The organism is Luteolibacter arcticus (assembly GCF_025950235.1).
In the GTDB taxonomy this organism is placed as follows: Bacteria; Verrucomicrobiota; Verrucomicrobiia; order Verrucomicrobiales; family Akkermansiaceae; genus Haloferula; species Haloferula arctica.
On sequence record NZ_JAPDDT010000012.1, the window covers coordinates 28,267 to 54,606 of the forward strand.

Annotated in this window: 20 protein-coding genes; 8 read left to right on the top strand and 12 right to left on the bottom strand. The window is 64.4% G+C overall.

Annotated features, from left to right (window positions below; translation table 11 throughout):
* The first annotated feature begins 63 nt into the window (after positions 1-63).
* Positions 64-1,281: an AraC family transcriptional regulator gene (locus OKA05_RS21160; RefSeq protein WP_264489189.1), complete on the top strand. Its 1,218-nt coding sequence runs from the start codon at positions 64-66 to the stop codon at positions 1,279-1,281.
* A gap of 81 nt (positions 1,282-1,362) precedes the next feature.
* On the top strand, positions 1,363-7,740 hold the full coding sequence (locus OKA05_RS21165; RefSeq protein ID WP_264489190.1) for an SUMF1/EgtB/PvdO family nonheme iron enzyme: 6,378 nt from the start codon (positions 1,363-1,365) through the stop codon (positions 7,738-7,740).
* 76 nt (positions 7,741-7,816) lie between these two features.
* On the opposite strand, the gene OKA05_RS21170 is transcribed toward OKA05_RS21165, so the two are convergent.
* The 6 genes from OKA05_RS21170 to OKA05_RS21195 form a co-directional block, all read right to left on the bottom strand.
* The gene (locus OKA05_RS21170; RefSeq protein WP_264489191.1) at positions 7,817-8,806 is read right to left on the bottom strand and encodes a HupE/UreJ family protein; all 990 of its coding nucleotides are present in this window, start codon (positions 8,804-8,806) and stop codon (positions 7,817-7,819) included.
* Positions 8,803-9,600 carry a peptidylprolyl isomerase gene (locus tag OKA05_RS21175; RefSeq protein ID WP_264489192.1) on the bottom strand — a complete coding sequence of 266 codons (798 nt, stop codon included), beginning with the start codon at positions 9,598-9,600 and terminating at the stop codon, positions 8,803-8,805. The genes OKA05_RS21170 and OKA05_RS21175 overlap by 4 nt, the downstream gene beginning before the upstream one ends.
* 116 nt (positions 9,601-9,716) lie before the next feature.
* Positions 9,717-10,094, bottom strand: a complete 378-nt coding sequence (locus tag OKA05_RS21180; protein WP_264489193.1) for a DUF5615 family PIN-like protein — start codon at positions 10,092-10,094, stop codon at positions 9,717-9,719.
* Positions 10,091-10,318 carry a DUF433 domain-containing protein gene (locus OKA05_RS21185; RefSeq protein WP_264489194.1) on the bottom strand — a complete coding sequence of 76 codons (228 nt, stop codon included), beginning with the start codon at positions 10,316-10,318 and terminating at the stop codon, positions 10,091-10,093. The genes OKA05_RS21180 and OKA05_RS21185 overlap by 4 nt, the downstream gene beginning before the upstream one ends.
* Positions 10,319-10,367: 49 nt before the next feature.
* Positions 10,368-11,417 (bottom strand): PA0069 family radical SAM protein, encoded by a 1,050-nt coding sequence (locus OKA05_RS21190; RefSeq protein ID WP_264489195.1) that lies wholly within the window; start codon positions 11,415-11,417, stop codon positions 10,368-10,370.
* A gap of 56 nt (positions 11,418-11,473) precedes the next feature.
* On the bottom strand, positions 11,474-12,220 hold the full coding sequence (locus tag OKA05_RS21195) for an AraC family transcriptional regulator (RefSeq protein WP_264489196.1): 747 nt from the start codon (positions 12,218-12,220) through the stop codon (positions 11,474-11,476).
* Between the two features lie 70 nt (positions 12,221-12,290).
* On the opposite strand from OKA05_RS21195, the gene OKA05_RS21200 reads away from it, so the two are divergent.
* Together OKA05_RS21200 and OKA05_RS21205 are read left to right on the top strand one after the other, a co-directional pair.
* Positions 12,291-15,302, top strand: coding sequence for a DUF1553 domain-containing protein (locus OKA05_RS21200; protein ID WP_264489197.1), 3,012 nt, complete (start codon positions 12,291-12,293; stop codon positions 15,300-15,302).
* Entirely contained in the window at positions 15,299-16,735 is a 1,437-nt protein-coding gene (locus OKA05_RS21205; protein WP_264489198.1) for a DUF1501 domain-containing protein, read from the top strand. The genes OKA05_RS21200 and OKA05_RS21205 overlap by 4 nt, the downstream gene beginning before the upstream one ends.
* A gap of 15 nt (positions 16,736-16,750) precedes the next feature.
* Here OKA05_RS21205 and OKA05_RS21210 read toward each other — a convergent pair whose 3' ends face one another.
* Both OKA05_RS21210 and OKA05_RS21215 read right to left on the bottom strand, forming a co-directional pair.
* Positions 16,751-17,038 carry a hypothetical protein gene (locus OKA05_RS21210; RefSeq protein WP_264489199.1) on the bottom strand — a complete coding sequence of 96 codons (288 nt, stop codon included), beginning with the start codon at positions 17,036-17,038 and terminating at the stop codon, positions 16,751-16,753.
* 49 nt (positions 17,039-17,087) lie between these two features.
* The gene (locus OKA05_RS21215; RefSeq protein WP_264489200.1) at positions 17,088-18,167 is read right to left on the bottom strand and encodes a M42 family metallopeptidase; all 1,080 of its coding nucleotides are present in this window, start codon (positions 18,165-18,167) and stop codon (positions 17,088-17,090) included.
* 87 nt (positions 18,168-18,254) lie between these two features.
* Here OKA05_RS21215 and OKA05_RS21220 point away from each other — a divergent pair, with 87 nt between their 5' ends.
* From OKA05_RS21220 to OKA05_RS21230, 3 genes are all read left to right on the top strand, one after another.
* Positions 18,255-19,157 (top strand): LysR family transcriptional regulator, encoded by a 903-nt coding sequence (locus OKA05_RS21220; protein ID WP_264489201.1) that lies wholly within the window; start codon positions 18,255-18,257, stop codon positions 19,155-19,157.
* A 185-nt stretch (positions 19,158-19,342) separates the two neighbouring features.
* Positions 19,343-22,924, top strand: a complete 3,582-nt coding sequence (locus tag OKA05_RS21225; protein ID WP_264489202.1) for a hypothetical protein — start codon at positions 19,343-19,345, stop codon at positions 22,922-22,924.
* An 11-nt stretch (positions 22,925-22,935) separates the two neighbouring features.
* On the top strand, positions 22,936-23,697 hold the full coding sequence (locus tag OKA05_RS21230; protein WP_264489203.1) for a hypothetical protein: 762 nt from the start codon (positions 22,936-22,938) through the stop codon (positions 23,695-23,697).
* A gap of 396 nt (positions 23,698-24,093) precedes the next feature.
* Here OKA05_RS21230 and dtd read toward each other — a convergent pair whose 3' ends face one another.
* Genes dtd through OKA05_RS21250 form a run of 4 tightly spaced genes read right to left on the bottom strand, consistent with a single transcriptional unit; the run spans position 24,094 to position 25,888 of the window.
* On the bottom strand, positions 24,094-24,546 hold the full coding sequence (gene dtd / locus OKA05_RS21235) for a D-aminoacyl-tRNA deacylase (protein ID WP_264489204.1): 453 nt from the start codon (positions 24,544-24,546) through the stop codon (positions 24,094-24,096).
* Positions 24,547-24,560: 14 nt separating this feature from the next.
* Complete coding sequence (locus OKA05_RS21240; protein WP_264489205.1) at positions 24,561-24,914, bottom strand: hypothetical protein; 354 nt, start codon at positions 24,912-24,914, stop codon at positions 24,561-24,563.
* An 18-nt stretch (positions 24,915-24,932) separates the two neighbouring features.
* Positions 24,933-25,274 (bottom strand): rhodanese-like domain-containing protein, encoded by a 342-nt coding sequence (locus OKA05_RS21245; protein WP_264489206.1) that lies wholly within the window; start codon positions 25,272-25,274, stop codon positions 24,933-24,935.
* Positions 25,271-25,888 (bottom strand): L,D-transpeptidase family protein, encoded by a 618-nt coding sequence (locus tag OKA05_RS21250; protein ID WP_264489207.1) that lies wholly within the window; start codon positions 25,886-25,888, stop codon positions 25,271-25,273. The genes OKA05_RS21245 and OKA05_RS21250 overlap by 4 nt, the downstream gene beginning before the upstream one ends.
* 143 nt (positions 25,889-26,031) lie before the next feature.
* Here OKA05_RS21250 and OKA05_RS21255 point away from each other — a divergent pair, with 143 nt between their 5' ends.
* Positions 26,032-26,322, top strand: a complete 291-nt coding sequence (locus tag OKA05_RS21255; RefSeq protein ID WP_264489208.1) for an FmdB family zinc ribbon protein — start codon at positions 26,032-26,034, stop codon at positions 26,320-26,322.
* The last annotated feature ends 18 nt before the right edge of the window (positions 26,323-26,340 follow it).

Here is a 26,340-nt window from a genome sequence, read left to right on the forward strand (position 1 = left end):
CGCAATGGCCGCCGGGCAAATCTCTTTGGCATTTTCGCGAGATCCCTGCTACGAACCTGTGAGATGCCCGCACGCAAGATTGCCACCGCTCCCGATGTCGCACTCCAGCGTCACTTACGTATCGGAGTGCGCCTGCCGGAGTGGGCCACCGGCTTCGTGTTCCGCGTCTTCGAGGGCCTCATCGACTTCCAGCGCAGCCACGGAGCCTATGTGGAAATGCACTTCGACCAGCCAAGCGGCGGCGATCTGCCGGCGGCGCCGATCGACGAGCATTGGCAGGGTGACGGGCTGTTGGTGTTTCGCTACACCGCGGCCGAAGCGGCAGAGTGGAAGGAGCGGAAGATCGCCGTGGTGAATCTCAGTACGGAATTCCCCGGCGAGGATCCGGACTTCCCCCGCGTGACGATGGACAATGTGCGCGTCGGCCGGATGGCGGTGGAGCATCTCGCGTCGCTCGGCTTGCGCGACTTCGCCTATGTGCACGAATCGACGCGGCGCTATTCGTTGGAACGGCTCGAGGCATTCGAGGCGGCGGTGCCCGAGGTAGGCGGACGTTTCCACCGGATCGATGTGCCGGTAGCGAGTTACCCGCTGGCGGTGCGGCCGAAGCGCATCGAGCGCTGCATTTCCGTCCCGCTGGCTTCGCTGCCGAAGCCGTGCGGGATCTTTTGCAAGGACGACATCATGGCCGTGTGGGTGATGCGCGTGTTGAAGACACTCGGCCTGCGCTGCCCGGAGGAAATGCCGGTGCTTGGCGTGTCGGACGACATTGTCTTCTGCCATACCACCACTCCGGCGATGAGCAGCATTTCCTACCCCGGTCGCCGGATCGGTCGTGCTGCGGCCGAGTTGCTTCACCGCATGATGAATGGCGAAAAGATTCCGCCGCGCCACCGCGTGACCGTGCCGCCTGCCGGGCTCGCACGCCGCGAATCGACCGGTCGCGTGATCTTGTCAGATCCGGTGGTGACGCGCGCGCTGGATCATCTGCGGGAGAACATCGTGCAGAAGGGCATCAGTGTGGATGCGCTCGCGCGGCGGACCGGGGTTTCGCGCGAGCTGCTGCGGCAGAGATTCCATGCCGCGCTGGGTCGCAGCCCGAAGGAAGAGATCGAGCGCCTGCGTTGCCTGCGGGTCTGCGACTACCTCCATCGTACTACCTACACGCTGGAGTCCATCGCCGAGGAATGCGGGTTTTCCGGGCCGGATGATGTGTGCCGGTTCATCAAGCGGATGACCGGAAAGACGCCGGGGAAGATCCGCGCCGAGGCGAAATCGTGACGCTGGGATTGGCAAGATGCCAATGGAATTGGGGTTGCAGCAATGGCCGCCAAGGCGTGCCTGGCGCTATGAGAGAGATTCATGCAATTGCCTCTCCTCCGTCTCGCCGCGTGCTTGTTGTTGGCGGTTCCGCTTCGCGCCGCGGAACTCCGCGGCCTGTGGCTCTTTGACGATGCCGCGCAGCCGGGCAAGGCTGCGGTTGGAAATCCTCTGGTCATCGCGGGCACGGCACCGGCGCACGCGTCGTCGCTGGCGGACGCGGGTGGGACGTCATTGAACGGAGTCATCACGACGGTGGCAGGTACGGCGAATGCGCTCACCGCAACCCCTGGCATCAATCCAGCGGACAGCCCCGGTGCCTATGTGTCGCAGTATTCGATCGTGGCGGACATCTTCTCGCCAGTTGCTTCGCGGTCATCGTGGCGCTGCCTCTATCAGACGGCAGCCACGCCGGCGGCGAACGACGGCGAGTATTTCATCCGCAGTGACAACGACAGGCTCGGCAGCGGGGACATCGTCTATTCCAGCAGCGGGATTCCGGAAACGCTGTGGAGGCGGTTGGTCATCACCGTCGATCTGAATCAGGCCGGCGGTGCTGCCGCGCCGAAGGTGAAGGCCTACCTCAATGGCACGCTTTTCCATAATCATACCGGCACAGCCAATGCCGGGCTCACCGGCCGCTATGCACTCGACAGCGTGATCCATTTCTTCGCCGACAATGATGGCGAGAACGGGGCGCTGAATGTCGGCGCGCTGGGGATCTACAGCGGTGCACTGACCCCGGCGGAGGTGACTGCATTGGGAGTGGCTGGAGCCTCGATTGGCAGCCTGCCGCCGGTCATTACGGATGGCAGCCCGCGCACGCTTGAGGCGTTGAAGAACGGTTCGGGTGTCGATCTCGTCTTCAATGCCAGCGATCCGAATGGCGATACCATCACGTGGAGCCTCACCTCCCTGCCGGCGCACGGCACCGCGGTCATCTCTGCGAGCAGCTCGACGCAATGCACCGTGCGCTACACGCCACAGGCCGGTTACAGCGGTACGGATGCCTACATCGTTCAAGCGAGCGATGGCAGCAATGTCGCCACGAGCACGGTGGATGTTTTCGTCCGGGACCCGTCCGCGCCGCCGTATCCGAATCCGGTCGGTTGGTGGCAATTTGACTACGGCTACGATCACACGCTTGCGACGCTCGGAAGCGATCTGACCACGAGTGGCGCCGGCTTCACGGATGTGCCAGGCATTTCCACGGGCGACGGCGCGATGCTGGTGGCATCGGGCAGCCACTACCTCGCAAGCCATGGCATTCCTGCTGGCACTGGCGGCGGCACGAGGGTGAACGAATACACGTTGCTCTTTGACGTGAGCTATCCATCCAGCGGATGGAAGTGCCTCTATCAGGCCGATGGCACCAACACGACCGACGGCGAGATCTTCATCGACCCGTCCGGCAAGGTCGGACTCGCCGCGGTCGGCGGCTACTCGGCGAATGCCACGACGACCGACACGTGGTATCGCATCGTGGTCAGCGTCGACAACGGCAGCGACCGTCGCATCTATGTGAACGGCCAGCTTTGGCTCGATGGAAATGCGGGCACGCTCGATGACCGCTTAGCGCTGGCTGCGGTGCTGCGTGCCTTCGCCGATGAGGATGGCGAGGACGGTCCGATCCGCGTCTCGAATCTCGCGCTGTGGTCATCCGCACTGAATGCCACGCAGGCCGCTGCGCTGGGAGCTGCCGGGGCCTTCATCGTGGATGCACCTCCGCCGTCGCCGAATCATCCGCCAGTGATCACCGAGGGAGACACCGTTTCCGCGAATGCCGGCATGGCAGTGCCGACGCCCGTGACCGTCCATCTCACCGATGCGGATGGCAATGCGATCGCATGGACGGTCCTAACACCTCCCTCACACGGCGGCGCGGTGATCACGACCTCCAGCGACACGGCATGCACGGTGACCTATACCTCGTCTAACAACTATACAGGCCCGGACAGCTTTGTCCTGCGGGCTTCGGATGGAAAGGCGTCGGACACGGTGGCCGTGACGCTGCAGGTGCAGAATACCCCGCCGGTGATTTCGGAAGGGGACAGCTATCTGCTGAATGCCACGCTGGACGGCGGTGAGCATACGGCCGTCTTCACCGCGGGCGATGCGAATGGCAACGCGCTGGCATGGATCATCGCCACCGAGCCACAGCATGGCACGGCGCAGATCCTGGAAACCACCGCGGGCACCTGCGAGGTCGGCTACACACCTGCGGCGGGTTTCACGGGAGTGGACAGCTTTGTCGTGGAAGTGACCGACGGGCAGGCGACCGACAGCATCACGGTGCAGGTCACCGTCGCCGATCCCACGGCAGATCCGGTGCTCACGGTGATCTCCGCGCATGGCACCGTGAATCCACCGGTCGGCAGCCAATCGCATCCTTCGGGAACCACGCTTTCTCTCTCGGCCACGGATGAAATCGGTGCCCAGACGCGCCACCTTTGCACAGGCTGGACCATGACGGGCAACGACCCTGGCACGGGCGCGGCTAACAGCTTCTCGATGACCCTCACGCGCAACTCCACGCTCACCTGGCAGTGGCGAACCGAGCATCATGTGGTCACCTCGACGAGCGGCAATGGCACGGTCAGCCTGACCACCGGCTGGCAAGAGGCGGGTAAGCCGCTGCAGATCACTGCCATTCCTTCTCCCGGTCATCACTTCGCGGGCTGGACGGGCGATACCGCGGGTGCGGTCACCGGCGGCAAGAACATCGTGCTGCCGATGGACCGGCCCTACGCGACCGTCACCGCAAACTTCGCGCCGGATGAGAACTTCACCGTGGTCGCGCTGCCGGACACGCAGAACTACACCAGCCTTTCTTCTCCTACCGACACCTTCACGCGCCAGACCCAGTGGGTGATCGAGAACAAGGATACCCTCAACATCAAGTTCCTCACCCATCTCGGCGACATCGTGAACTCGCCGACCAATTCCTCGCAGTGGACGCGTGCGACCGATGCGATGAACCTGCTCAACGCGGAGCTGGCCTACGGGACCTGCCCCGGTAACCACGACATCGCGACTGGCTCCAACCATTACCTGGAACGCTTCGGTCCAAGCCCGACACACGCGTCGTCGCTCGGCCGCTGGATCGATCCGGCGACGAGCCAGGTCTATGACTGGTATCGCGGTTCCTCGCCGCGTGGCTACAGCTCCTATCAGATCGTTCCCGTCAATGGCCGCGACTTCATGTTCATGCACCTCGACCACGATTGCCCGGACGAGGACATGGCCTGGGCGGCCTCCGTGCTCAGCGCCCACCCACAGGTGCTGACGATGATCACGACCCACAACTACCTTGCGGAAACCGGCGGCACCGGGATCTTCGGCACCGGCACCGGCGAGCGTGGGTACACCGCCCAGCCGAACGTCAGCATCGGGCCGGATCGCAACAAGCCGGAGGAGGTTTTCAACGCGCTGGTGAAGCCATTCAACCAGGTCTACATGGTGATCTGCGGGCACATGTTCGCGATCTACAACCTGGAGAAGACCAACACCGCCGGGAACACGGTTCACGAGGTGCTGTGCGACTACCAGTCGCTGCCCAATGGCGGCAATGGCTTCCTCCGCGTCATGGATTTCCGGCCATCGGAGAACAAGATCTACAACAGCACCTACTCGCCCACGCTCGGGCGCTACGTGAATCCGAATCTCGCCGCGGACCGCCAGGGGATGCTGGACCTGCACAACCCGAACGGCGGTGAGTTCGTCCTCGATCTGGATTTCGACCATCGCTTCGACAACACGCTGACCATCGCGTCGTCGCATGCGTCGGTGACGCCGGCGGTCGGTGCCCACGCGGTCGCTGATGGCACGCCGGTGGTCGTTAGCGCGAGCAATCAAACGAATGGCCTGACACGTCACCGTCCGACGGGCTGGACCCTGAGCGGCGCGCAGAGCGCCTCCGGTAGCGGAGCTACGGCAACCGTGGTACAAAAGGGCGACGCGACGCTGACGTGGAGCTGGGCCACCGACTACTGGCTTGATACGTCCACGGTAGGCGGCGGCATCGTCAGCATCGGTGATGGCTGGCAGGCAGCAGGCGCGAACGTTTCGATTCAGGCGCAACCCGATGCCGGATCGTCTTTCCTCCAATGGAGCGGAGACGTGGCCGGCTGTTCGATCGATGGCGGCCGCATCACGGTGCCGATGGATCGTCCGCGCGGTCCGGTCACGGCGGTCTTCAGCTCCGGCAGCACGCAGACCTTCGCAGTGCAGGTTGTTTCGGATCATGCCTCCGTCAGCCCCGCACCGGCGAGCTACTCCTATGAGCAAGGGAGCGAGGTGACCTTCAGTGCCTCCACTTTCACCGATGGCGGAACGCGGTTCGTCTGTACCGGGTATCAATTGGCGGGCGCGAGTACTGCCAGCGGCGGCGACGATGAGGTGACGGTGACCATTAACGGCGATCTCACGGTGACGTGGCTCTGGAAGGCCCAGCACCAGGTGACGGCAAGCGCCAGCGGCCCGGGATCGGTCGAGCCCGCCAGCGCGTGGATCGATGCGGGGGAGTCGCATGTTCTAACGGGCACTCCGGAAAGTGGCGCTGCGCTGGTGTCGTGGACCGGTGACACGGTGGATGGTATTTCGAATGGCAACAGCTTCAGTATTGCCGCGGTGGATCGCCCGGTCGGCCCGGTCACTGCGACCTTCGCGGTGGGCATGCACACACTGACGATCGTTTCCACGGAGGACACCGTGACACCCGTGCCCGGGCCACTGATATTGCCGCACGGCAGCGTGGTTCATTTCTCGGCGCTGCCGCATGTGAGCGGATCGGCCCGCAAGGTGCCGGCCGGATGGGCGGTGACCGGTAGCCAGCCTGCGAGCGGCTCCGTGCCGGAAGGTTCGCTGATTTTGAATGGTGACGCGACGCTAACGTGGTCGTGGAGCGAGGAGGTCTTGCTGTCGCTGAGTTCTGGTCTGGAAGGTGCGATCCTGCCGATGGATGTGGCGGGTTGGAAACCGCTCGGATCGCAGGTGATTTTGGAAGCACGGCCGGCGGAGAAGTTCCACTTTGTCCGCTGGAGCGGCGATGTCCCCGCGGGATCGACTTCGCCCGAGATCACGCTGACGATGGATCAGTCGCGCGCAGTGACGGCGGACCTTTCCCCGCTGGCTACGGCCTCCGGCACGCCGCAGTGGTGGCTGGATGCCCACGGGCAGGTGATCGGCGGCGACTACGAGGCGGCCGATCTCCGTGACGCCGATGGAGATGGCCAGATCGCCCGCGACGAGTTCGTGGCGGGAATGGACGACCGCGATCCTGCGCGCGTTTTCCGGGTTTCCCAATCGGCGCTGCTACCGGGGCCGGTCTTCCAACTCGCGTGGCAAGCGGACATGGGACGAGACTACGTGATTCGTAGTAGTCCGGATCTCGCCACGCCCTTCGCCGATTTGCTAGGTCCCTTGGCTGGACAGCGTCCGTCGATGACTGCGCAGGTGGCGGCCACGGGAAGCCGCCGCTTCTATCAGGTCGAGGCGCTCTTGCCACCTGGCAGCACGCTCGATGCCGACCCTCTGGCGCTCAGCCACCAGGCGGCCGCCGGCGCGGTGCTCCGCGACATGCGGCGCATTCCGGCCGGCTGGTCCACGCGCGGCGACGATGGTGGCGTGCAGACCAGCAAGCCGGCTCACCCGACCCGCGTGGCGGGGTTTGAGATAGATCGCTTTGAGGTGACCCGCGGAGATTGGGAAGCGGTCGCCATCTGGGGAAATGCCCATGGGTATGACTTGCCGGCGACGCTGCCCTACGACGTGCCCGCCGATCATCCGGCGGTGGCGGTCTCATGGTATGCTGCGGTGAAATGGTGCAACGCTCGTTCCGAAATGGAAGGTCGCGTGCCGGTCTATCATGCTAATGCGGCAGGCACGACGGTCTATCGCACCGGCGATCTTGACCTAGTCTCCGCGCAGGTGAACTGGGCTGGCAACGGCTACCGCCTGCCGACCGAAGCCGAGTGGGAGCGCGCCGCGCGCGGTGGCCTGGAGGGTCAACCTTATCCCTGGGGCGGCGGTAGCGCTGATCTCCGGGCGAATCATTGGAACTACGAGCTGTTCATCGGCCGTGCTCCATCCGAGGTCTATCCTTACACGCAGCGCGTTGGATTCTTCGACAGCACCCAGCCTGGCCCCGCACCGGACTCGGCGAATGCCTACGGCCTGCACGACATGACCGGCAATGCCTGGGAGTGGACGTGGGACCGCATGGGTGCCTACACCGCCGAGGCGCAGATTGACCCGCGCGGGCCGGACAGCGGTGAGTTCCGCGTCTTGCGCGGCGGCTCATGGTGGAACTACGTCGATCAGGCCACCAATCACCAGCGGCTGGCTTATCCGCCAATCGGTGATGATGACTACGGGATGAATGGCTTCCGCTGCGTGAGGGGGTTGCATCCGAATGAGTGAAGCGTCGCAGCCCCATAGGGGGTGTGGACGTTCCGTCCACACCGTGTCGACAGAATGTCGACACTCCTTATCGCTGTTAGGAAAACAAGCCCACCGCGCGGTCGAGGCACCAGACCATGGCGATGATGCCGAGAGCATAGCCCGGTGCCCAGGCAAAGCGTAATGGCAGTGCTAGCTTCATCGCACGCAGGGCTTTCACGATGGCGAACCACAGCCCGATCATCGCCAACTGCCCGAGCTCCACACCGAGATTGAAGAACAGCAGTGCCACCGGAAGGTCTTGCCGGGGCAAACCGAGATCTTCCATCACGCCGGCGAAGCCGAGGCCATGGATCAGGCCGAAGAGGAATGACACCAGCCACGGCTTGCGGGCCGTGATGCCAGCTTGCCCGCGGGATACGTGGATGATTTCCACGGCCAGCACGGCAATGCTGAAGGCGATCAGCACTTCGACCACGCCGCTTTCAAACTTCACCCAGCCCAGGGTCGAAAGCCCGAGCGTAAGGCTGTGCGCCAGGGTGAAAGTGGTGATGGTCGCGACCACTTGCCGCCATCCCTTCACCAGCAGCAACAGCCCGGCGACAAACAGCAGGTGATCCCAGCCGGTGAGCATGTGCTCCACGCCGAGCAGCGTGTAGCGCTTCGCCGCCTCGCCGGTGCCGCCGACGCCAGCGCGGAGTTCGCCGATCGTTAGCACGATGCCTTCGTCGCCGCGGGGAATGAAGCGTCGGGCGGTTTCGCCGCTGCGCCAGAAAGCGTGGACGAGCACGCCGCTGCACCGCCATGGCAGCACGATGCGGTCCTCGCCCGAGAGCGGCTTGCCATCGGTGGCGAAGATCAGTCGCACCGGACCGGCGGGCAATTGCGGCTCCTGCTCCCACGTCGCGTGGGCGGGCAAGACCGGCGGTGCCTCTCCTTGCGGGCTGCCGGGCGGTGCCACGTAGTCGAGCTGATAGCGCTCGTCGCCCAGCTCTTGGAAACGGAACACCAGCACGCTGGTATCGTGACCGTGTGTCGGCAGCAGCAGCGCCAACAGCAGGCCTAGCAGAATGAGCAAGGTCTTCATGGCGCGGGGATTCCGGGTGGAAGTTCGATGCGGTAGTTCGCGCGCATCTCCGCGACCTTGGCGGACACGGCGGCATTGCGCTGGGCTTCCAGCCACTTGGCAACGAGGGCCGGCCGGACGTCTTCGATCGGCATTTCGCGAGGCGCATCGTAGCGGACGACCTTGATGAAATGCACGCCGCGCGATGAGGTCAGTGGGCCGGTCCATTCGCCGGGCTTGGCCGCCACCACGGCGGCGGCGAATTCGGTGCCAAAGGTTTTCTCAAGCTGCGGCAGCCAGGTCATCGGCATCGGGTTCGGGAGTCGCAGCGCCTCCGCCTGCGGGGGAGGTTCTCCCGCGCGGAGCATCTTCAACATGCCCGCGGGAATCTTGTCCTCTTTGGTAAAGGTGGCCTGCTCGAAGCTGACCTGCGCGGGGTAGCTGAAGGGCTCGGGGTGTTGCCGGCGAAACGCTTCAAGGTCGGCATCGGATGGGTCCGCGATCACCGGCTCAAGCGTCTCGCGCATGATGGCGGCGAGCAGGCCGCGCACCCGCGTGTCATCGGTGTGGCCGGCTTTCAGCGCCTCGCGGCAGAGGATCTCGTTTTCCAGCCAGGCATGGGCGAGGTTGGCTCGCTCGGTCTCATTGGGAGCCCGACCGGACTTGAGTTCAAAGTCGCGGGCGAGCGAGTCGAGCCACTCCGGGGTGACCGTCACTTCCGGCCGCGAATGGGCGGAGTACAGCCGGTGCGCCCCGACCAGCAGCGCGGCGACTAGCGTGAAGTGCAAGAGTGGCTCGCGGAGCAGCGATTTCATCCATGGGCCGCTTGGCGTCATGGCGGAGATTGGCGGGTGTCGCCGCACGCCGTCCAGCGCCGTAAATCGACGGAATGCCCAGATTCATTGGCGGGAGCGCATGGCCCCCCGGAGATCTATTCCGAAGCTGGCCGCTCGAGTGCCGGATAAGCCAGCCAGCTCCGGTCGCGGAGTTGGAACACGCGGTTGGCAAAATCCTCCGCGTTCACCTTGGCGATGATCCATTCCAGCCGGGAAAGAATGGTGGCACGGCATGACTGCTTCATGGCGACGACGACCACGCCGGCGTGGGAGCTGAAGAGATGGGGGACGGTGTGAAAGAAGTCCCGGTCGGTCGTCAACAGGACCGCATTGAGATCCTGGGCCTTTGCGAAGACTCCGCCATCCTCCATGCCCTCCTCCGCGGTGCCCCGGAAGTCGTGGGCCTCATGTGCGAGCGCCTCAAGGAACCCGACGGCTGAATTCGGGAAATTCTCGTCGAGCAGGAATCTCATGAGACCGTCTCGTAGGACGACACCTGATAGTCGGACAAGCGACTGGCGAACTCCAAGGCGGCCGCGATGTCCCGGGCGTCGATCGAAGGATAGTCTTCCAGCAGGGTCTCCATGGAATCGCCCGCGCCCAATGCACCGAGGACGGTGGATACCAGCACCCGGGTGCCGCGGATCACCGGCTTGCCATGGCAAACCAGGGGATCGATCTGGATGCGCTGATTCATGGTGCAAGGGTGGCAACTTGGGAGGCCGCTTCAAGCTTGGTTTTCCGCATCAGAACAGCTCGCCCTGTCCGGGCAGCACGCGGCGAAAGGCGGCGGTGTTCAGCTCCGGCGGACGCGTCGCGAGACCGAGGCGGCGGCAGGTCGCGTGGTGCAGCGCACGGAGTTGGCCGGCCGCTTCGCCGCTACCGCGCATACGTTCGCGCGGCGTGGTGTTGTTGAGCGCTCCGCCTTGGGCGGCGCGGATGCGGTTGAGGATCTTCTCCTTCCGGTCCGGGAAATGGCGGTCGAGCCATTGCTCGAAGATACCCGCGACCGCTCCGGGCAGCCGCACCATCGAGTAGCGGCCGAAGGTCGCACCGGCCTCCTTGCAAGCTGTTAGAATGGCCGGCAGCTCGTGGTCATTAAGCCCGGGGATCATCGGTGCGGCACTCGGGCCGACCGGCACGCCGGCGTCGGCGAGGGCGCGCATTGCATCCAGCCGGGCTCTCGGGGAAGAGGCGCGGGGTTCAAGGATGCGGGCGAGCTTCGGATCGAGCGTGGTGATCGAGAGGAACACGCAGGCCGCACCGTGGCGCGCGAGTTCGCCGAGGTAATCGACATCACGGGCGACCAAGGCGTTCTTGGTAATAAGCCCGACCGGCTGGCGGAAGCGTGCCATCACTTCCAGGCAGCGACGGGTGATCTCCAGCTTCCGCTCGACCGGCTGGTAGCAATCGGTCACCCCGCTCATCGCGATCATGCCGGGGCTGGTCTTGCGGCGGCCGAGTTCCTTTTCCAGCAGCACCGGCGCGTCGGCCTTCACGACGATCTTCGACTCGAAATCGAGGCCCGCGGAGAAGCCGAGATACTCGTGGTAAGTACGCGCATAGCAGTAGGAGCAGCCGTGCTCGCAGCCGCGATACGGATTCACGCTGAAGTCGAAGGAGAGGTCCTCGGCGTTATTGCGGTTGAGGATGCTCTGCGAATCGTCACGCAGGAAGGTGGTCTTCAGCGGCCGCGGGTCGTCATCGATCCACGCGTCATCATCGGTCTCGAAGCTCAGTGCCTCGAAGCGATTGACGGGATTTTCCTGCGCGCCCCGGCCGCGATGCGGGTCCATGGCGAAGGCTCGCGGAATAGGTCAGGGTGTGCAAATGAAATGTTCAAATGAACAATTCATTTTCGGAAGCGCTGGCGGTATCCCCGTGGTGTCAGCCCGGTCGCTTCGCGAAAGCAACGGGTGAAATGGCTCTGGTCGGTGAAGCCACATTGCTGCGCGATCTCCGCCAGCGGCCGGTCGGTGGCCCCAAGCAAGCGCCGCGCTCCCTGCACCCGTACCGACCGCAGGTAGGCGCTCGGCGTCATCTTCAGGAGCTGCTGGAAGCGACGGTTGAAGTGGGTGGCGGACAGCCCGCTCAAGGCCGCCATTTCCTCCATCGAAATATTGCCCGCATGATGCCGGTCGATGTGTTGGATCACCGGCGACAGTTCGCGGAAGTGCCGCTCGTGTTCGGCGGGTTGTTCGATGAGATACATCGCCCCGGAGATGCCGACCACGGTGCCGCCGGGATCAAAGAGCGGAACCTTGGTCGATACATACCACTGCGGCAGGCGATTGGCGTGAAAGACCAGCCACACCTGGCCGGGAATCGGCTTGCGTCCGGCCATCACGCGCCGGTCTTCGGCGATGTAGGCCTCGGCCATCACCGGCGGATGGAAATCGCGGTCACTGCGACCCAGCATCTCCCGCTCATCGGTCATTCCGTGAGTTTCGAGCGACAGCCGGTTGACCCGCACGTAACGGCTTTCCTTGTCTTTCGCGTAAAAGCTCACGTGTGGAAGGGCGTCAAACAGCTCCAGTACGCTCCAAGCCCCCGGATGTCGGTCGAAGTAGGCGGTCTGGAAAGCGAGCGGATCTTCCATGGTCAAAACATTATAAAAGCGAGAAAGCCGATGCAAGACGTCATGGGGCTCGCCGTGTATCAATCCCGTCATGCTGTTTTCTCCCCGGCTGGCATTGGCCCTCGCAGTCGTCCTCTCCGCCGCGGCGGAAGAGGTCGATTTCGCGACGCAGGTCCAGCCGATCCTTTCCGAGTACTGCTACCACTGCCACGGCCCTGATGCCGGCACGCGCGAGGCGGAACTTCGGCTGGACACGAAGGAGGGAGCCTACCGGGTGAAGGACGGCCTCGCAGCGATCCACCCGGGCGACAGTACCACCAGCGAGGTGATCCGGCGCGTCCTCAGCGACGACCCGGAGGTCGTGATGCCGCCGCCGAAGTCGAAGCGCGTGATTCCCGCGGCCGACAAGGAACTGCTCAAGCGCTGGGTGGACGAGGGCGCGAAGTGGGGTGAGCACTGGGCATTCGTCGCTCCAAAGAGGCCCGAGGTGCCGGGTGGTTTGCCTCACCCGATCGAAGCTCTCGTGGGTGAGCGGTTGAAAAAAGAGAAGCTCTCTCCCGCGCCCGAGGCACCGAAGGAAAAGCTCTTGCGCCGGGTATCGCTCGACCTCACCGGGTTGCCGCCCACCGCCGCGGAGTTGGATGGCTTCCTCGCCGATCACTCGCCGGACGCTTACGACAAAGCGGTGGACCGCCTGCTCGCCTCGCCGCGCTTCGGCGAGCGCATGGTCTGGGACTGGCTCGATGCCGCTCGCTACGCCGACACGAACGGATTCCAAGGCGACCCGACCCGGGCGATGTGGTACTGGCGCGACTGGGCCATACGCGCATTCAACGAAAACATGAGCTACGACCGCTTCACCGTCGAGCAACTCGCCGGTGACCTGTTGCCGAATCCGACGCAGGACCAGCTCCTCGCCACCGGCTTTCACCGCAATCACATGATCAATGGCGAAGGCGGTCGCATCCCGGAGGAATCGCGCGTCGATTACGTGATGGATCGCACCGAGACGACCGCCACCGTCTGGATGGGGCTCACCTTCCAGTGCAGCCGTTGCCACGATCACAAGTTCGACCCGATCAGCCAGCGCGACTACTACCAGCTTTCGGCCTTCTTCAATTCGATCGATGAAAGCGGCGGCAATGATGCCGGCGGCCTGGCGCATCCGGTGATGACCCTCGCAACGCCTGAGGAAACGCAGCGGATCGCGTCGCTCAAGCTCGCCGAGAGCACCGCCCGGCAAGAGCGCGATGCCCTCGCCAAGGCCGTCGCCGGAGACCAGGCATCGTGGGAAAAATCGCTTGCGGTCACCTCGGCCGCGCCGGTCGAGTGGACCGTGCTGCATCCCGAGTCCGCCACCAGCGAGGCTGGTGCCACGCTGATGCCGCAGCCGGACGGATCGATCCTCGTCAGTGGCACCAATGCCGAGACCGATGAATATCTCGTCCTTGCTCGCAACGCGTTGAAAAGCGTGACGGCGATGAAACTGGAAGCCTTGCCCGATCCTTCCTTCGGCAATGGCGGCCCCGGCCGCGCCAACAACGGCAATTTCGTGCTCGGCGAACTCGTCGTGCTCGGCGGCGGCGAGCCGCTCGGACTCGAACCGGTGAGCGCGGACTTCGAGCAAGGGGGCTGGCCCTTGCGCCATGTCGCCGATGGCAAGGACGACACCGGCTGGGCGGTGATGCCGGCTTTCGGCAAGGCGCACGAAGCGGTGATCGCTTTCGACGCGCCGGTCCCTGGCAGGCAGCCGGAGACGCTGTCCTTCCGCCTGCGCTTCCGCACCTCTAATAAGCAGCACACGCTAGGGCGCTTCCGGATCTCCATCACGAATGCACCGCGGACGCTTCTGCGACCGGTGCCGGATGCGGTCAAGGCCGCGCTCGCAGTCGCCGCGGAGCAACGAAACGCCGCCCAACAGAACACCGTGCGGGATTTTCATCACGCGACCGAGCCGCGCTTGGTCGCTTCTAACAAGCGCCTCGCCGCCGCCACGTCCGCCCGCGAATCGGCGGAGCAGGCATTGCCGAAGACCATGATCATGCGCGAGCGGGCCAAACCGCGCGACACGCACATCCTGATCAAAGGGAACTGGGAAGCCCGCGGCGACAAGGTTGGTTACGGCGTGCCCGCCATCTTGCCGCCGTTGCCTGCCGGCGAACCTCCCAATCGCCTGACCCTCGCGAAGTGGCTCGTTTCGCCGGAGCACCCGCTGACCGCCCGTGTCACGGTGAATCGCTACTGGCAGATGTTCTTTGGCACCGGCCTGGTGAAAACGGCGGAGGACTTCGGCGTGCAAGGGGAGCGACCGGTGCATCCGCAGTTGCTTGACTGGCTGGCCGTCGAGTTCCGCGAGAGCGGCTGGGACGTGAAGAAGCTGCTGCGCCTCATCGTCACCAGCGCGACTTACAAGCAGTCGTCGGTGGTGCCGCCCGGCATGGCCGAGCGCGATCCCGACAACCGCCTGCTCGCCCGCGGCCCGCGCCACCGGCTGCCGAGCTGGATGCTGCGCGACCAAGCGCTCGCGGCCAGCGGGCTGCTCGTCGAAAAGGTCGGCGGCCCGCCGGTCAAGGGCTACCAGCCCGCGGGCGTGTGGGAGGATGCGACCTTCGGCCAGATCCAGTACGTCCAGGATCACGGCGACGCGCTCTACCGCCGCAGCCTCTACACCTTCTGGCGGCGCATCGTCGGGCCCACAATGTTCTTCGATGTGGCGAGCCGGCAAAGCTGCGCCGTCAGGACCGGCCTCACCAATACCCCGCTTCACGCGCTGGTGACTCTCAATGACGTGACCTACACCGAGGCTGCCCGCGTGCTTGCCCAGCGAATGATGAAGGAAGGCGGGGGTAGCGACGACTTGCGCCTCACCCACGGCTTCCGCCTCTGCACCTCGCGGGCTCCGGATGAAGCCGACGTCCGCCTGCTGCTCTCCGCGCTGAAACTACTACGACAGCAGTACCAAGCCGACCCCGAAGCTGCGAGGAAGCTGATTGCTGCCGGTGAATCGAAGCCGGATGCCGCGCTCGATTCCGTCGAGCTCGCCGCCTTCACCGGTATGGCCAGCCTTCTCCTCAATCTCGACGAAACCCTCTGCAACGAATGAACCCGCAGCAACAACGCGCCGCCTACCTCACCCGCCGCGAGTTCTTCTCGAGGTCGTCCGTCGGAATCGGCTCCGCCGCGCTGGCTTCGCTGCTCGATCGCGATCTCCTCTCCGCCGAGCCGGCGATCTCGCACTACGCGCCGAGGGCGAAGCGCGTGATCTACCTGCTGCAAAACGGCGCGCCACCGCACATCGATACCTTCGACTACAAGCCCGGCCTCGAGAAGTTGCGCGGCCAGGAGCTGCCGGCCTCGGTGCTGGCGGGGAAGAAATTCTCCACCATGACGTCCGGCCAGACGAAGAAGCCGATCCTGCCTGCCTTCGCCAAGTTCAAGCAATATGGAAAGTCCGGTGCTTGGGTCTGCGATCTCCTGCCGAAGACCGCGGAGATCGTGGACGAGCTGTGCTTCATCAAGTCGATGCACACCAAGTCGGTGAATCACTCGCCCGGCATTTCGTATCTCCTCACCGGTGAGGAGCAGCCGGGCCGCCCGAGCATGGGCGCTTGGGCCACCTACGGCTTGGGCAGCGATTCGCAGCAGTTACCCGCCTTCGTGGTGATGACCTCGCGCGACAAGGAGGCGTCGTGCGGCCAGATCTTCTACGACTACTATTGGGGAAGTGGCTTCCTACCCTCGAAGTTCCAGGGCGTTCGCTTCCGCGGCGGTGGCGATCCCGTGCTGTACCTGTCAAATCCCGATGGCATGAGCCGCGAGGTCCGGCGCGGCCTGCTCGACCACCTCGCCCAGCTCAATGAAAAACACTACGCCGAGTTCGCCGATCCCGAGATTGCCACGCGAATCTCGCAGTACGAGATGGCCTACAAGATGCAGGCCAGCGTGCCGGAGCTGACCGACTTTTCGCAGGAAACCCAGGAGACGCTGGCGATGTACGGACCCGATGTGAAGAAGCCCGGCAGCTACGCTTACAATTGCCTGATGGCGCGCCGGTTGATCGAGCGCGGCGTGCGTTTCGTCCAGTGCTTCCACGCCGGCTGGGACCACCACCGCAATCTCACGACTCAGTTCGCGATTCAGTGCCAGGACACCGACGCGCCATCGGCCGCCCTAGTGAAGGATCTCAAGCGGCGCGGCTTGTTAGACGACACGCTGGTTATCTGGGGCGGTGAGTTCGGCCGCACGCCGTTCCTCCAGGGCGACATCAACGATGTGAAAAACTGGGGCCGCGATCATCACCCCTATGCCTTCACCATGTGGATGGCCGGCGGAGGAGTGAAGCCCGGCATCCAGTACGGCGAGACCGACGAATTCGGCTTCAATGTCGTCCGCGACCCCGTGCACGTGCACGATTTCCAGGCAACCGTGCTGCATCTGTTAGGCATCGACCACGAGCGGCTGACCTACCGGTTCCAAGGCCGCCAGTTCCGCCTGACGGACGTGCACGGTCACGTGGTGAAGGACATCCTCGCTTGAAGCCGAAAGCGGGGGTCAGATCGGTTTGTATCCGCAGTCTGACAGCCAGTTGATCGATTTCTTTCCCGATTCGCGCAAGTGCTGCACCGCGTCGGACCACAGCGGCAGATTGAAATCGGCTTCAGCGATGGATCTTTTACGTCGACCCTCCTCGATGCTCAGGAAATGAACCTCTTCCGCGGAGTCGGTGTAGCTTCGGGCATTAAGGGTCACGCCTGAACTGGTGAATCGAAACAAATCGCATTCGTAATAGTATTCGTCTTGCTCGCTGCAATCGATCCCCCTCGTCACTTCGACTTCCATCTCGGAACTGTTCTGAAATTGAAAAGACCTGCTGAAGCGGCTGAACTTCTCACAAGAACCTCGTCAGTCCGCGCACCGTGCCCTCATCCAGCCGCCGGACCAGTGCGGTGGTGAGCGCCACCAGATGCAGGTAGTCGTTCACGTCGATGATCGAGTTGTGCGAGTGAATGTAGCGGGCCGGCACGCCGAGCACCACCGACGGGATGCCCTCGCCCGCGAGGTGGAAGGAACCGGCATCGGTGCCGCCGCTGCGGCGGACGGTGACCTGGTGGGGAATGCCTTCTTCCTTCGCGGTGGTGATTGCCAGCTCGGCGAGGCGGGGGTTCATGATGGCGCTCGGGTCGTAGAGGCGGATCTGCACGCCGCCGCCGAGACGGCCTTGGCTTTCCGAGCGGTTGAAGCCCGGCGTGTCGTCGGCCGGCGGGCCTTCGAGGATGATGGCGACGTCCGGGCGGGAGTGGACGGCGGCGGTTTTCGCGCCGCGTAGGCCGACTTCCTCCTGCACGGTGCCGCCGAGGAGGATCTTGTTCGGCCGGGCGGCGGCGGCGAGCTGCTGGCCCGACTGAATGGTGCCTGCCATGCCGACGCGGTTGTCGAAGGCCTTCGCCATAAACCAATCCTCGCGCTTCATCGGCGTGAAATCGGAAGCCGGTGCGATGGGATCCCCCAGCGAAATTCCGAAGTCGCCCTCCACCTCGGAGCGCGAGGTCGCGCCGACGTCGATGAACATCTGGTCGATGGTCATCACCTGGCGGCGCTGCGCCTCGGGCAGGAAATGCGGGGGCCTCGAGGCGACCACGCCGGTGATCTTTTCACCCGAGCGGGTGCGGATTTCAACGCGCTGGGAAAGCAGGCTGTGCTCCCACCAGCCGCCGACCGGGAGGAACTGGAGAAAGCCATCGGGCGTGATGTTTTGCACCAGGAAGCCGACCTCGTCCATGTGACCGGCGACGAGCACGCGCGGTCCTTCCCCAGGCAGCTCGCAGAAGACGCAGCCGGAGCGGTCGGCGGAGAGCTCGCCGCAGTCTTCGAGCTCGTTGATGAAAATGGCGCGGACTTCGTCCTCATGGCCCGGCACCGAGTGGGCCTCCGTCAGTTCCTGTAGCAGGGAAATCGCCTTCGTTTTCACGGGGCGAGGCTACCGGCCGCCATGCGGCGCGCAACCCGGATCGTGACAATCATGTGACCGCCGCGCCGCCACCTGCTAGAGGGGGGCATGGAATTGCGGCAAGTGCAGTTGTTTCTCGCGGCGGCGGAGGAGGGGAGCATCACCGCGGCAGCGCGGAAGATGAACCTGACCCAGCCGGCGCTGAGCCGTCAGATCAAGGCGCTGGAGGAGGAGCTGGATGTGGAGCTTTTCACCCGCGGGGCGCACTCGGTGGCGCTCACCGCCGCGGGCCGGGTGCTGGTGGAGGAGGGGAAGAAGCTGGTGGAGCGGGCGGAGCGGGTCGTGAAGGCGGTGCGCGCGGAGTCGGCCGGCGAGCCGCTGCGGATCGGCTACGCCCCATCGCTGGCGGGGCCGCTGCTCGGCCTGGCGCTGGAGCGCTTTTCCCAAGTCCATCCCCGGGCGCGGGTGCAGCTTTACGACTGCTCCAGCGCGGAAATGCGGGAGGGGCTCCTGTCCGGGAAATTCGACGTGGTGGTGACCGTGCCATGGGAGGGTGACGCCGGGGCGGTCCAATGGACGCAGGTCCGCCAGCACCCGATGCGGCTGGCGGTTCCCATGTCGCACGCGTTCGCCGGGCGCGAAAAGGTGAAGCTTTCCGAACTGAACGGCCAGCGGCTGCTGCTGTTTTCCCGCACCGACTACCCGGAATACTGGCAGTCGGTGGCGCGGCTGTTCCGCGACCACGGGATCGACGCGAAGGTCGCCGGGGAATTCGACGGCGTGACCAGCCTGGGATCGGCGGTCGAGGCCGGGCTGGGGGTCGCCTTGATCGCCGCTGGCAGCCGCATCGAGCGGGTGGCGGTGCTGGGGCTCGACCCCGATCCGGAGCCGGTTTGCGTGTCAGCGGGATTTGCCGCGGGGAAGGAAACCTCGGCGGTTACCGCGGTATTTGTGGCGGAACTTCGGGCCGTGGCCGCAGAGGAAGAAAAATCCACGGGAAAACGCCAGTAACCTCCGCACCGTTTCCGACGGAAAACGAGCATCTGGCAAGGTTTCCGCTCCATTTGTTCACAAATTCTCGCTCGCGAAGTCCGCGTCTACGTTGTAACTACCTTTTCGTGACCGCATCACGCCGTCGCCGAATCACCATCCCCCGGGAACCTGCACGCGGGTTCGCGCTGGTGGCGTGCATGTTCATGATGGTGCTTTTGATGGTGCTTGGGCTGGGTCTCATGGGCCTCTCGACCATCGAATTGAGGCGCTCGACCCGCGATGAATATGCCGCGGTAGCGCGGGCCAATGCGCGGATGGCCTTGATCGCCGCGATCGGTCAATTGCAGGAAACCCTGGGCCCGGACCAGCGCGTGTCGGCCACTGCGGAAATCCTCGGCGAGGGGGTCAAGCAGCCGCACTGGACCGGGGTCTGGCGGACCCGCCAGGCCGACGGGAGCTCGTGGTTCACCCGGAACGATCTCGATGGGGGGCTTCACGACGGCCGCGCTGCCCAGCAGGCAAAAGAGAAGGCGCTGGCATGGCTCATCAGTGGCGAGGGAGACCCGCAGGCCGATCTCAGCGGCGAGACGGTGTCCCTGATGAGCTCCGATACCAGCGGTCAAGCCCTGACCTCGACGGAGGAGGAGCCCTTGAAGGTGCCGCTGGTGAAGGTGGCGGAGAGAGGAAAACTTTCCGGACGCTACGGCTGGTGGACCGGCGATCTGGGCGTGCGTGCGAACATCGCGACGACCGATCCCCGTGCCGACGTCAGGGCCAGCCGCGAGTCGCCATCGGACGGCGGCATGTTCCGGATGATGGCGGGGGCGGCGCCGGATGTGGCGATGATGGATGGTGCGAAGTCGTTGGAGAAGACGCACACCGAGCGCCTTGTCAGCGCCGGGACCGCGTCGCTCGCCATGGACGGACCGGAGTGGAGCCGGCAGCACGGCTTTGATTTCACGGTGGCTTCCAAGGGCGTGCTGGTGGATGTCGCGGAAGGCGGGCTGAAGCGCGACCTCACGGCGTATCTCACCGGCACCGGCGCGGAGCCGGAGTTGAACGGACGCCCGGGATTGTCGGACGACGATGCGCTCGCCGGCGGAGGATTGCCCGGCACCGGTGGTATCGCGGATTCCCGGCATCGCAAGACGGGACCGAGGTTTGGCGTGCTGCGTGACTGGGCCAAGCAAACGGTCCCCTTTGCCAAAGGGGAGGCCACGGCGCGGTCTTCGGAGATCGGAAACGGGGACGCCTCCACTTCCAAGAGTCTGGCACTGTCCAATGAACAGCCGGTGAAGCTTGCTGGAAACAAGCATGCCGATCTCCAGCCCATTCTCACCGAGGCAACGCTTTACACCCAGTTGAGCGCTTTCCAGCAGGAGCTGCAGCCGGGAACCACTCGCGCCCAGTATCAACTCCGCTTTCTGCACTACCCCCGTGTGGTGTTGTGGAATCCCTACAACGTCGACCTCCAGACCGAGCGGGCGATCGTGATGATCCAAGGCAATGGTCGCCAGGAGATGTGGACCCAGAACGCGCAGATGCTGGGCAATACCACTTTCACTTCGACCTCGCAGTGGCTTTCCTTTGAAGGGGGGCGTCTCCCTTACTCTGCCTTCTACGACCGCCCGAACATCATGGATTCGTCGGGCTATAACGACCCCTACCTCGGATCCTACTATTTCTCGATTCCCGCGACGAAATTCGGCCCTGGCGAATGTCTCGTATTCTCGCCGGCCAAGTCGGCCGAGTACGACTGCATCACTCCCTACAATAACGATACGAACTACAATCTGGATTCGAATGAACTCAGTTGTGAGGTCGCTCCCGATCCCTCGCGCTCCTACTACATTTCCGGTTCGGACATTGGCGGTGGTATCAGTTTCCTGCCGACTGCCTTCTGGTATGCACCGACCCCCTATCCCGGTTGGTCCCAAGGCGGTCGTTATGGAGTCGAAAACCAAGGCGACGATACCCGCGTGATTCTCAAGCGCGTGGGATCCACCAACGGCAAAATCCAATTCGAGAATTTCGACAAGTTCCCGCAGTTGTCGGTGCTTTCGGGTTCCTTGCAATTCGGTGCGGGACGCGAACCGCGGCTCGCTTGGAACACCAACGAGCGGATGCCGGTGCAGTTGCTTTCCCGGGTGAGTCCGAGGCCGACCATCGTGCCCAACGTCCGTACCCGGGAAGGACTCCGGCTGCGTTGGTTCACCGAGCACCCGTCGAACCGTCTTGGTTCCGGCGCCTTGGCGGGCACTCCACACTTCGATGATGCCTTGTTGGCAAATTGGAATCCACGGGCGACCTACATCGTGCGCTCGCCGTGGGAGAATGTGGGCGGAAGCCTGCCGGGCAATGGCAGCGCCGGGGGGCCGTGGTTCTTCGGGGCCTACACCCGGGACCTGTTTGACCAAGCGGTCAGTTGGGACGAGCAGGCTCCGGTGCCACGCAATGGCCGCTATCACGGCAATCCATTCGGTCCGCCTCAGGAAGGTGCCGGTCGCTACGTGCTCTTCGATGTTCCGCGCAATGAAACCGGGGTGATCTCCCTGGCCCAGTTCCAGCATGCCAAGCTCTCGGAGCTGGTCTGGCATCCGTCCTTCGCCGTCGCGAATTCGCTGGCGGACCCGCGCCTAGGCACCGGCGGGAATGGTGGCTTGAACCACACCGCGGCAGTCGCCGCCGACCAAACGAGCGCTGGTTTCGGTGGCTTCCACGAAGACGATCTCGGCTGGTCGAGCGATTCCCAGCGCGCGAAAACCCGCAGCGAATGGGCGATGACCGCGCGCGCGATCCTCGGCGACACGCCGGTGACGGACAACCTGGTGTATGACCTTTCCTTCGAGGCGAACCAGACGCTGTGGGATCGCTTCTTCCTATCGAGCGGCACCGAGCAGGAGAAGAAGCTGTTTGGTGATGATCCGCTGAAAGATCCGCTGCCGAATTCCCGCCTCCGTCCGGTCCCAGGGGCTCCCATCGACGTGGAGCGCCTGTCCGACTTCCACCGCGCGGCGTCCCAACTGATGGTCGATGGCGCTTTCAATGTGAACTCGACCCGGGTCGAAGCTTGGAAGGCATTGCTCGGTTCCTCGAAGATCACCGGTTATGGCTCCGGTGGCACGCCCTTCCCGCGGGTGCTCAATCCACCGGGGGAAGCATGGAAGACCGGCGATCAGGCGTGGGACGACAGCGCGTGGGATGGCTACCGCGAACTGACCGATGAGGAGATCCAGCGTTTGGCCGAAGCCATCGTCGCGGAGGTGAAATTGCGCGGGCCGTTCATTTCGATGGCCGACTTCGTGAACCGCCGGTTGGCGGAGAATGAGACCGGCAAGATGGGAGCACTGCAGGCGGCGATCGAGAAAGCCGGGCTGAATGCCACCCACGTCCAAGCCTACCGGCTCGACAACAGCAATTCACTGCCGAACTACCGGCATCCCGACAACCTGCGCGATGCCACCGGGCTGGAGCAGACGCTCAAGCCCGATTCGAAGGCATGGGGCGCGCCGTCCTACCTGACTCAGGCCGACGTGCTGCAAGTCATCGGCCCCGCGCTCTCGGCCCGCTCGGATACCTTCGTGATCCGCGCCTATGGCGATTCGGTCGATGATGCTGGCAACGTGCAGGCCCGCGCGTGGTGCGAGGCCACCGTGCAGCGCACCCCCGAGCCGCTGGTGCCGGACGAAAGCGGCCTTGATTCGCTCGATGCGGGCAAGCCCGGTGATTTCGGCCGCCGTTTTGTGATCGTGTCCTTCCGCTGGCTTTCGCCCGCAGAGATCTGATAGTGACCGGCATGAAGTTGTCGCTTGTCGCCGGTCTGGTCGCGTTGGCCTGCGGAATCCCGCTCGCCGCGCAGGAAGCCGAGCCGGCGAAGCCGCCCGTCGTGGCCGGTCGCCATGTGCGTTTTTTGCCCGTCGGTGACTTGCCGCCCTATCGGCAGGAGATTCGCAATGGTGTGGCCTACGAGCTTGAACCTCCCGCCGGCAGCATTCCCCCGCGGCAGGTGATGGTCGGCTTCGGGGAGGAGAAGAAGGACGCCGTGCCGCTGCTGTTAGGCCAGGTCACCCAGCCGCTGTCCGCGCCCGATGGCGAAGGCCCGATGCTGGTTCGCCGGCGCGACGATGCAGAGGACGCGGAGCCTTGGATGAAGGTGAACCGCCCCGAGACCGGTGACTTTCTGGTGCTGCTGTGGCGGGATTCCTCGAAGGGCGATTGGACGACCACCCGTTCGCTGGTGTTGCCGGATAGCGCTGAGGCCGCGCCCGCCGGCCGGGTCCGCATCGTCAATCTCTCGCCGGTGACGGTCGGCGTCGTATTCGGCGGCGAGCGGGTCAAGCTGGAGGCCGGCAAATTCTATCAGCGCGCCGTGCCGGTCGGGAAGGACACCGAGTTTCAGCTCGGCGCGGTGGACCGCGCCGGTGACCTGCAACGATTCCATTCCGGCTCGATTTTCCAGAATCCCGGCGAACGGAGTCTGGTGGTGATCTACCGCGCCGATGGCGTGCAGCCGCGCCGTCCGCTGAAGGCGGTGATTCATCGCGAGCCGGTGAAGTAGGGTAAAGCTGGGAACGCGGAGGCTCCGGCCCGCAGAAGTAACCTTGCAGGCGGACACCGACGGGCGGGCCATCATGGAGATTCAAGGTAGTCTGCGGCGGTTCCGCGGTCTGCACCGACTGCCTTCACGCTCCGCCCAAGTCGTCGGAGACCCGGACTGCGCGCAGCCCTGCTGCCGCCCGATGCCAGCAGCCCTGCTGCGGGGAAATACCTGATTGAGCTTCCCCTCAGGCCAACAAACTCCGCCTCGTGTGTTTGGGCAGCGAGGGACCATTCAAGCCGGTCTGAAGACCGGCGCTCCCGGGACAAAGGCCCGCTGCGAGCCACGGGAAGAGGAATGCCGTCAGGGACCGTTCAGCGGGCCAGCGGCCCGCGCCCCCAGCGACGCTTTACCACCTCACTCGCGATTTCGCGTGTCGATGACGATGGTCACCGGGCCGTCGTTCACCAGCGCGACCTTCATGTCCGCGGCGAAGCGGCCCTTGCCCACCGGCTTGCCGAGTTCTGCGCCGAGTGCCTCGCAGAAGCGCTCATAGAGCGGCTCCGAAATCTCCGGCCGGGCGGCGCGGATGAAGGAGGGGCGATTGCCCTTCTTCGTCGAGGCATGGAGCGTGAACTGGCTTACCACGATCGCCTCGCCACCGCAGTCCGTGAGAGCGAGATTCATCAGGCCGGCCTCGTCGGGGAAGATCCGCATCTTCGCGATCTTCGGCGCGAGCCAGGCGATGTCGTCGTCGCCATCGCCATCCTCGATGCCGAGCAAGACTAACAGGCCGGTGCCGATTGATGAAACGACCTCGCCATCGATCGTCACGGAGGCGGAAGAGACCCGTTGGATGACGGCGCGCATGCCGGGTGGTGTTGCTATTGCGCCAAAGCGTGCAAGCGGGCGAAGAGCGATTTCAGGAAAGCGATCTCATCGGCGATCTCTTCCGGGAGCGCATTCGGGTGTTTCGTCATGTGCTTCTGGAAAGCTGCCATCGTCCGGCGTTCCAGATCCGCGATGTCCAGGTTCGTTGTGGCATAGCCACCGGTTCCCTCGCCCAAGGTGGCTAGGGCGTGTAGATGGGCAGCCAGATGGCCTAGAAAAATACCGTTTTTTTCTGACTCCCGCAGGCCGCCTTGGATCTCCTTGTCCAAGTCTTCAATGATCGAATCGTAGGCGGAGAATCCGATGTCGCTGACTGCGAGGGAGAAGCGGGTGGGGGGAACATCCATGCGATCTCAGAAGGGGTCTCAATACACCGGCACCGACGGATCGATCTCCGCTGACCAGCGGTCGATGCCGCCGCTCATCGACCATGCTTCGGCGCCGCGTTGCCGCCAGTAGCTTGTCGCCCGCAGCGAGCGCATGCCGTGGTGGCAGTAGACGATGGCGGGCGTTTCCGGAGGCACGGCCTCGCCGAAGCGCGACAGCGGCACCAGCCGTGCGCCTTCGATGCGGTTGAACCGCCACTCGTCATCCTCGCGGCAATCGATCAAGGCGATCTCGCCGCGTTGAATGGCCGGCAGCAGGTCAGCGACCTGCGCCGGCGTGAGTTCCATGCCCGTCTCCGGGTCGGGCAGCGTGCCGTTCATCGCTCGACCGTGACCGGGGTACCGATGACGGCATTGTCGAAGAACTTCAGGGCCATCTTTTCGGGCATCCGCACACAGCCGTGGGAAGCGGCGTAGCCCGGCAGGTAGCCGGTGTGCATGCCCACGGCGGGCGCGAAGTTCAGGTAGTTGAACATCGGCGCGCCCTCGTAGTAGCAGCCCGGCGGGACCGGCTCATTGTGCGCCTCGGCATCGTCATCCACGATGCGGTCGGTGCCCTTTTCCTTGAAGACGCCGTAGCTGGAGGAGCGGTGGTACTTGTCCTTCTGGTTGACCTTGTAGGTGCCGGAGGGAGTGCCGCGGCCTTCCTTGCCGGTGGAGATACGCGACACGCCGGCGAGCTGGCCGCCCTTGTAGAAGAAGGCCTTTTGCTGGGTCAGATTGATCCGGATCGAGGCAGGCCCCGTGAGGTGGTCGCCGTCCCAGTAGGAGACGTCGTCGGGGATCGGGCTGGATTTCCAGTCATGCTCGCGCTTCTGGTTGTAGCCAGCCATATAGCGCGACTCACCGCGCATGCTGGACATGGAGTTGTCGAGGTCGACACACGAAGTGACGACGAGGGGAACAAGGGCTGAAATGGCGATGCAGGCTCTCATGGTGATTCGGTTGCGCGGACTATAAACCGCGAAACCCCCTACGGGTCAAGGACCGGGGCGACGATCTCGATCCGGCGAGCCCCCGCGATCCCTAGGGTTCCGGGACTTGCGCCCCGGCGCTGGCATGCTATGGGTGCCGCCCCATGCCAAACTACGACTACGTCTGCGAGACCTGCGGCCACCGCTTCGAAGTCTTCCAGAGCATGAACGATGCGAAGCTGCAGGATTGCCCTCAGGAGAGCTGCGACGGAAAGGTGAAGCGCCTGCTCGGCGCCGGTGCCGGCTTGCTTTTCAAAGGTGCCGGTTTTTACCAGACCGACTACCGTTCCAGTTCTTACCAAGCCGGGGCGAAGAGCGATTCGGCCGCGTCCAAACCCGCTGAAACCAGCGCTCCGGCCGCGCCCGCAGCGGCTCCGGCCAAGGCGGCCGAGTGAGCGCCCTTCCCAAATCCG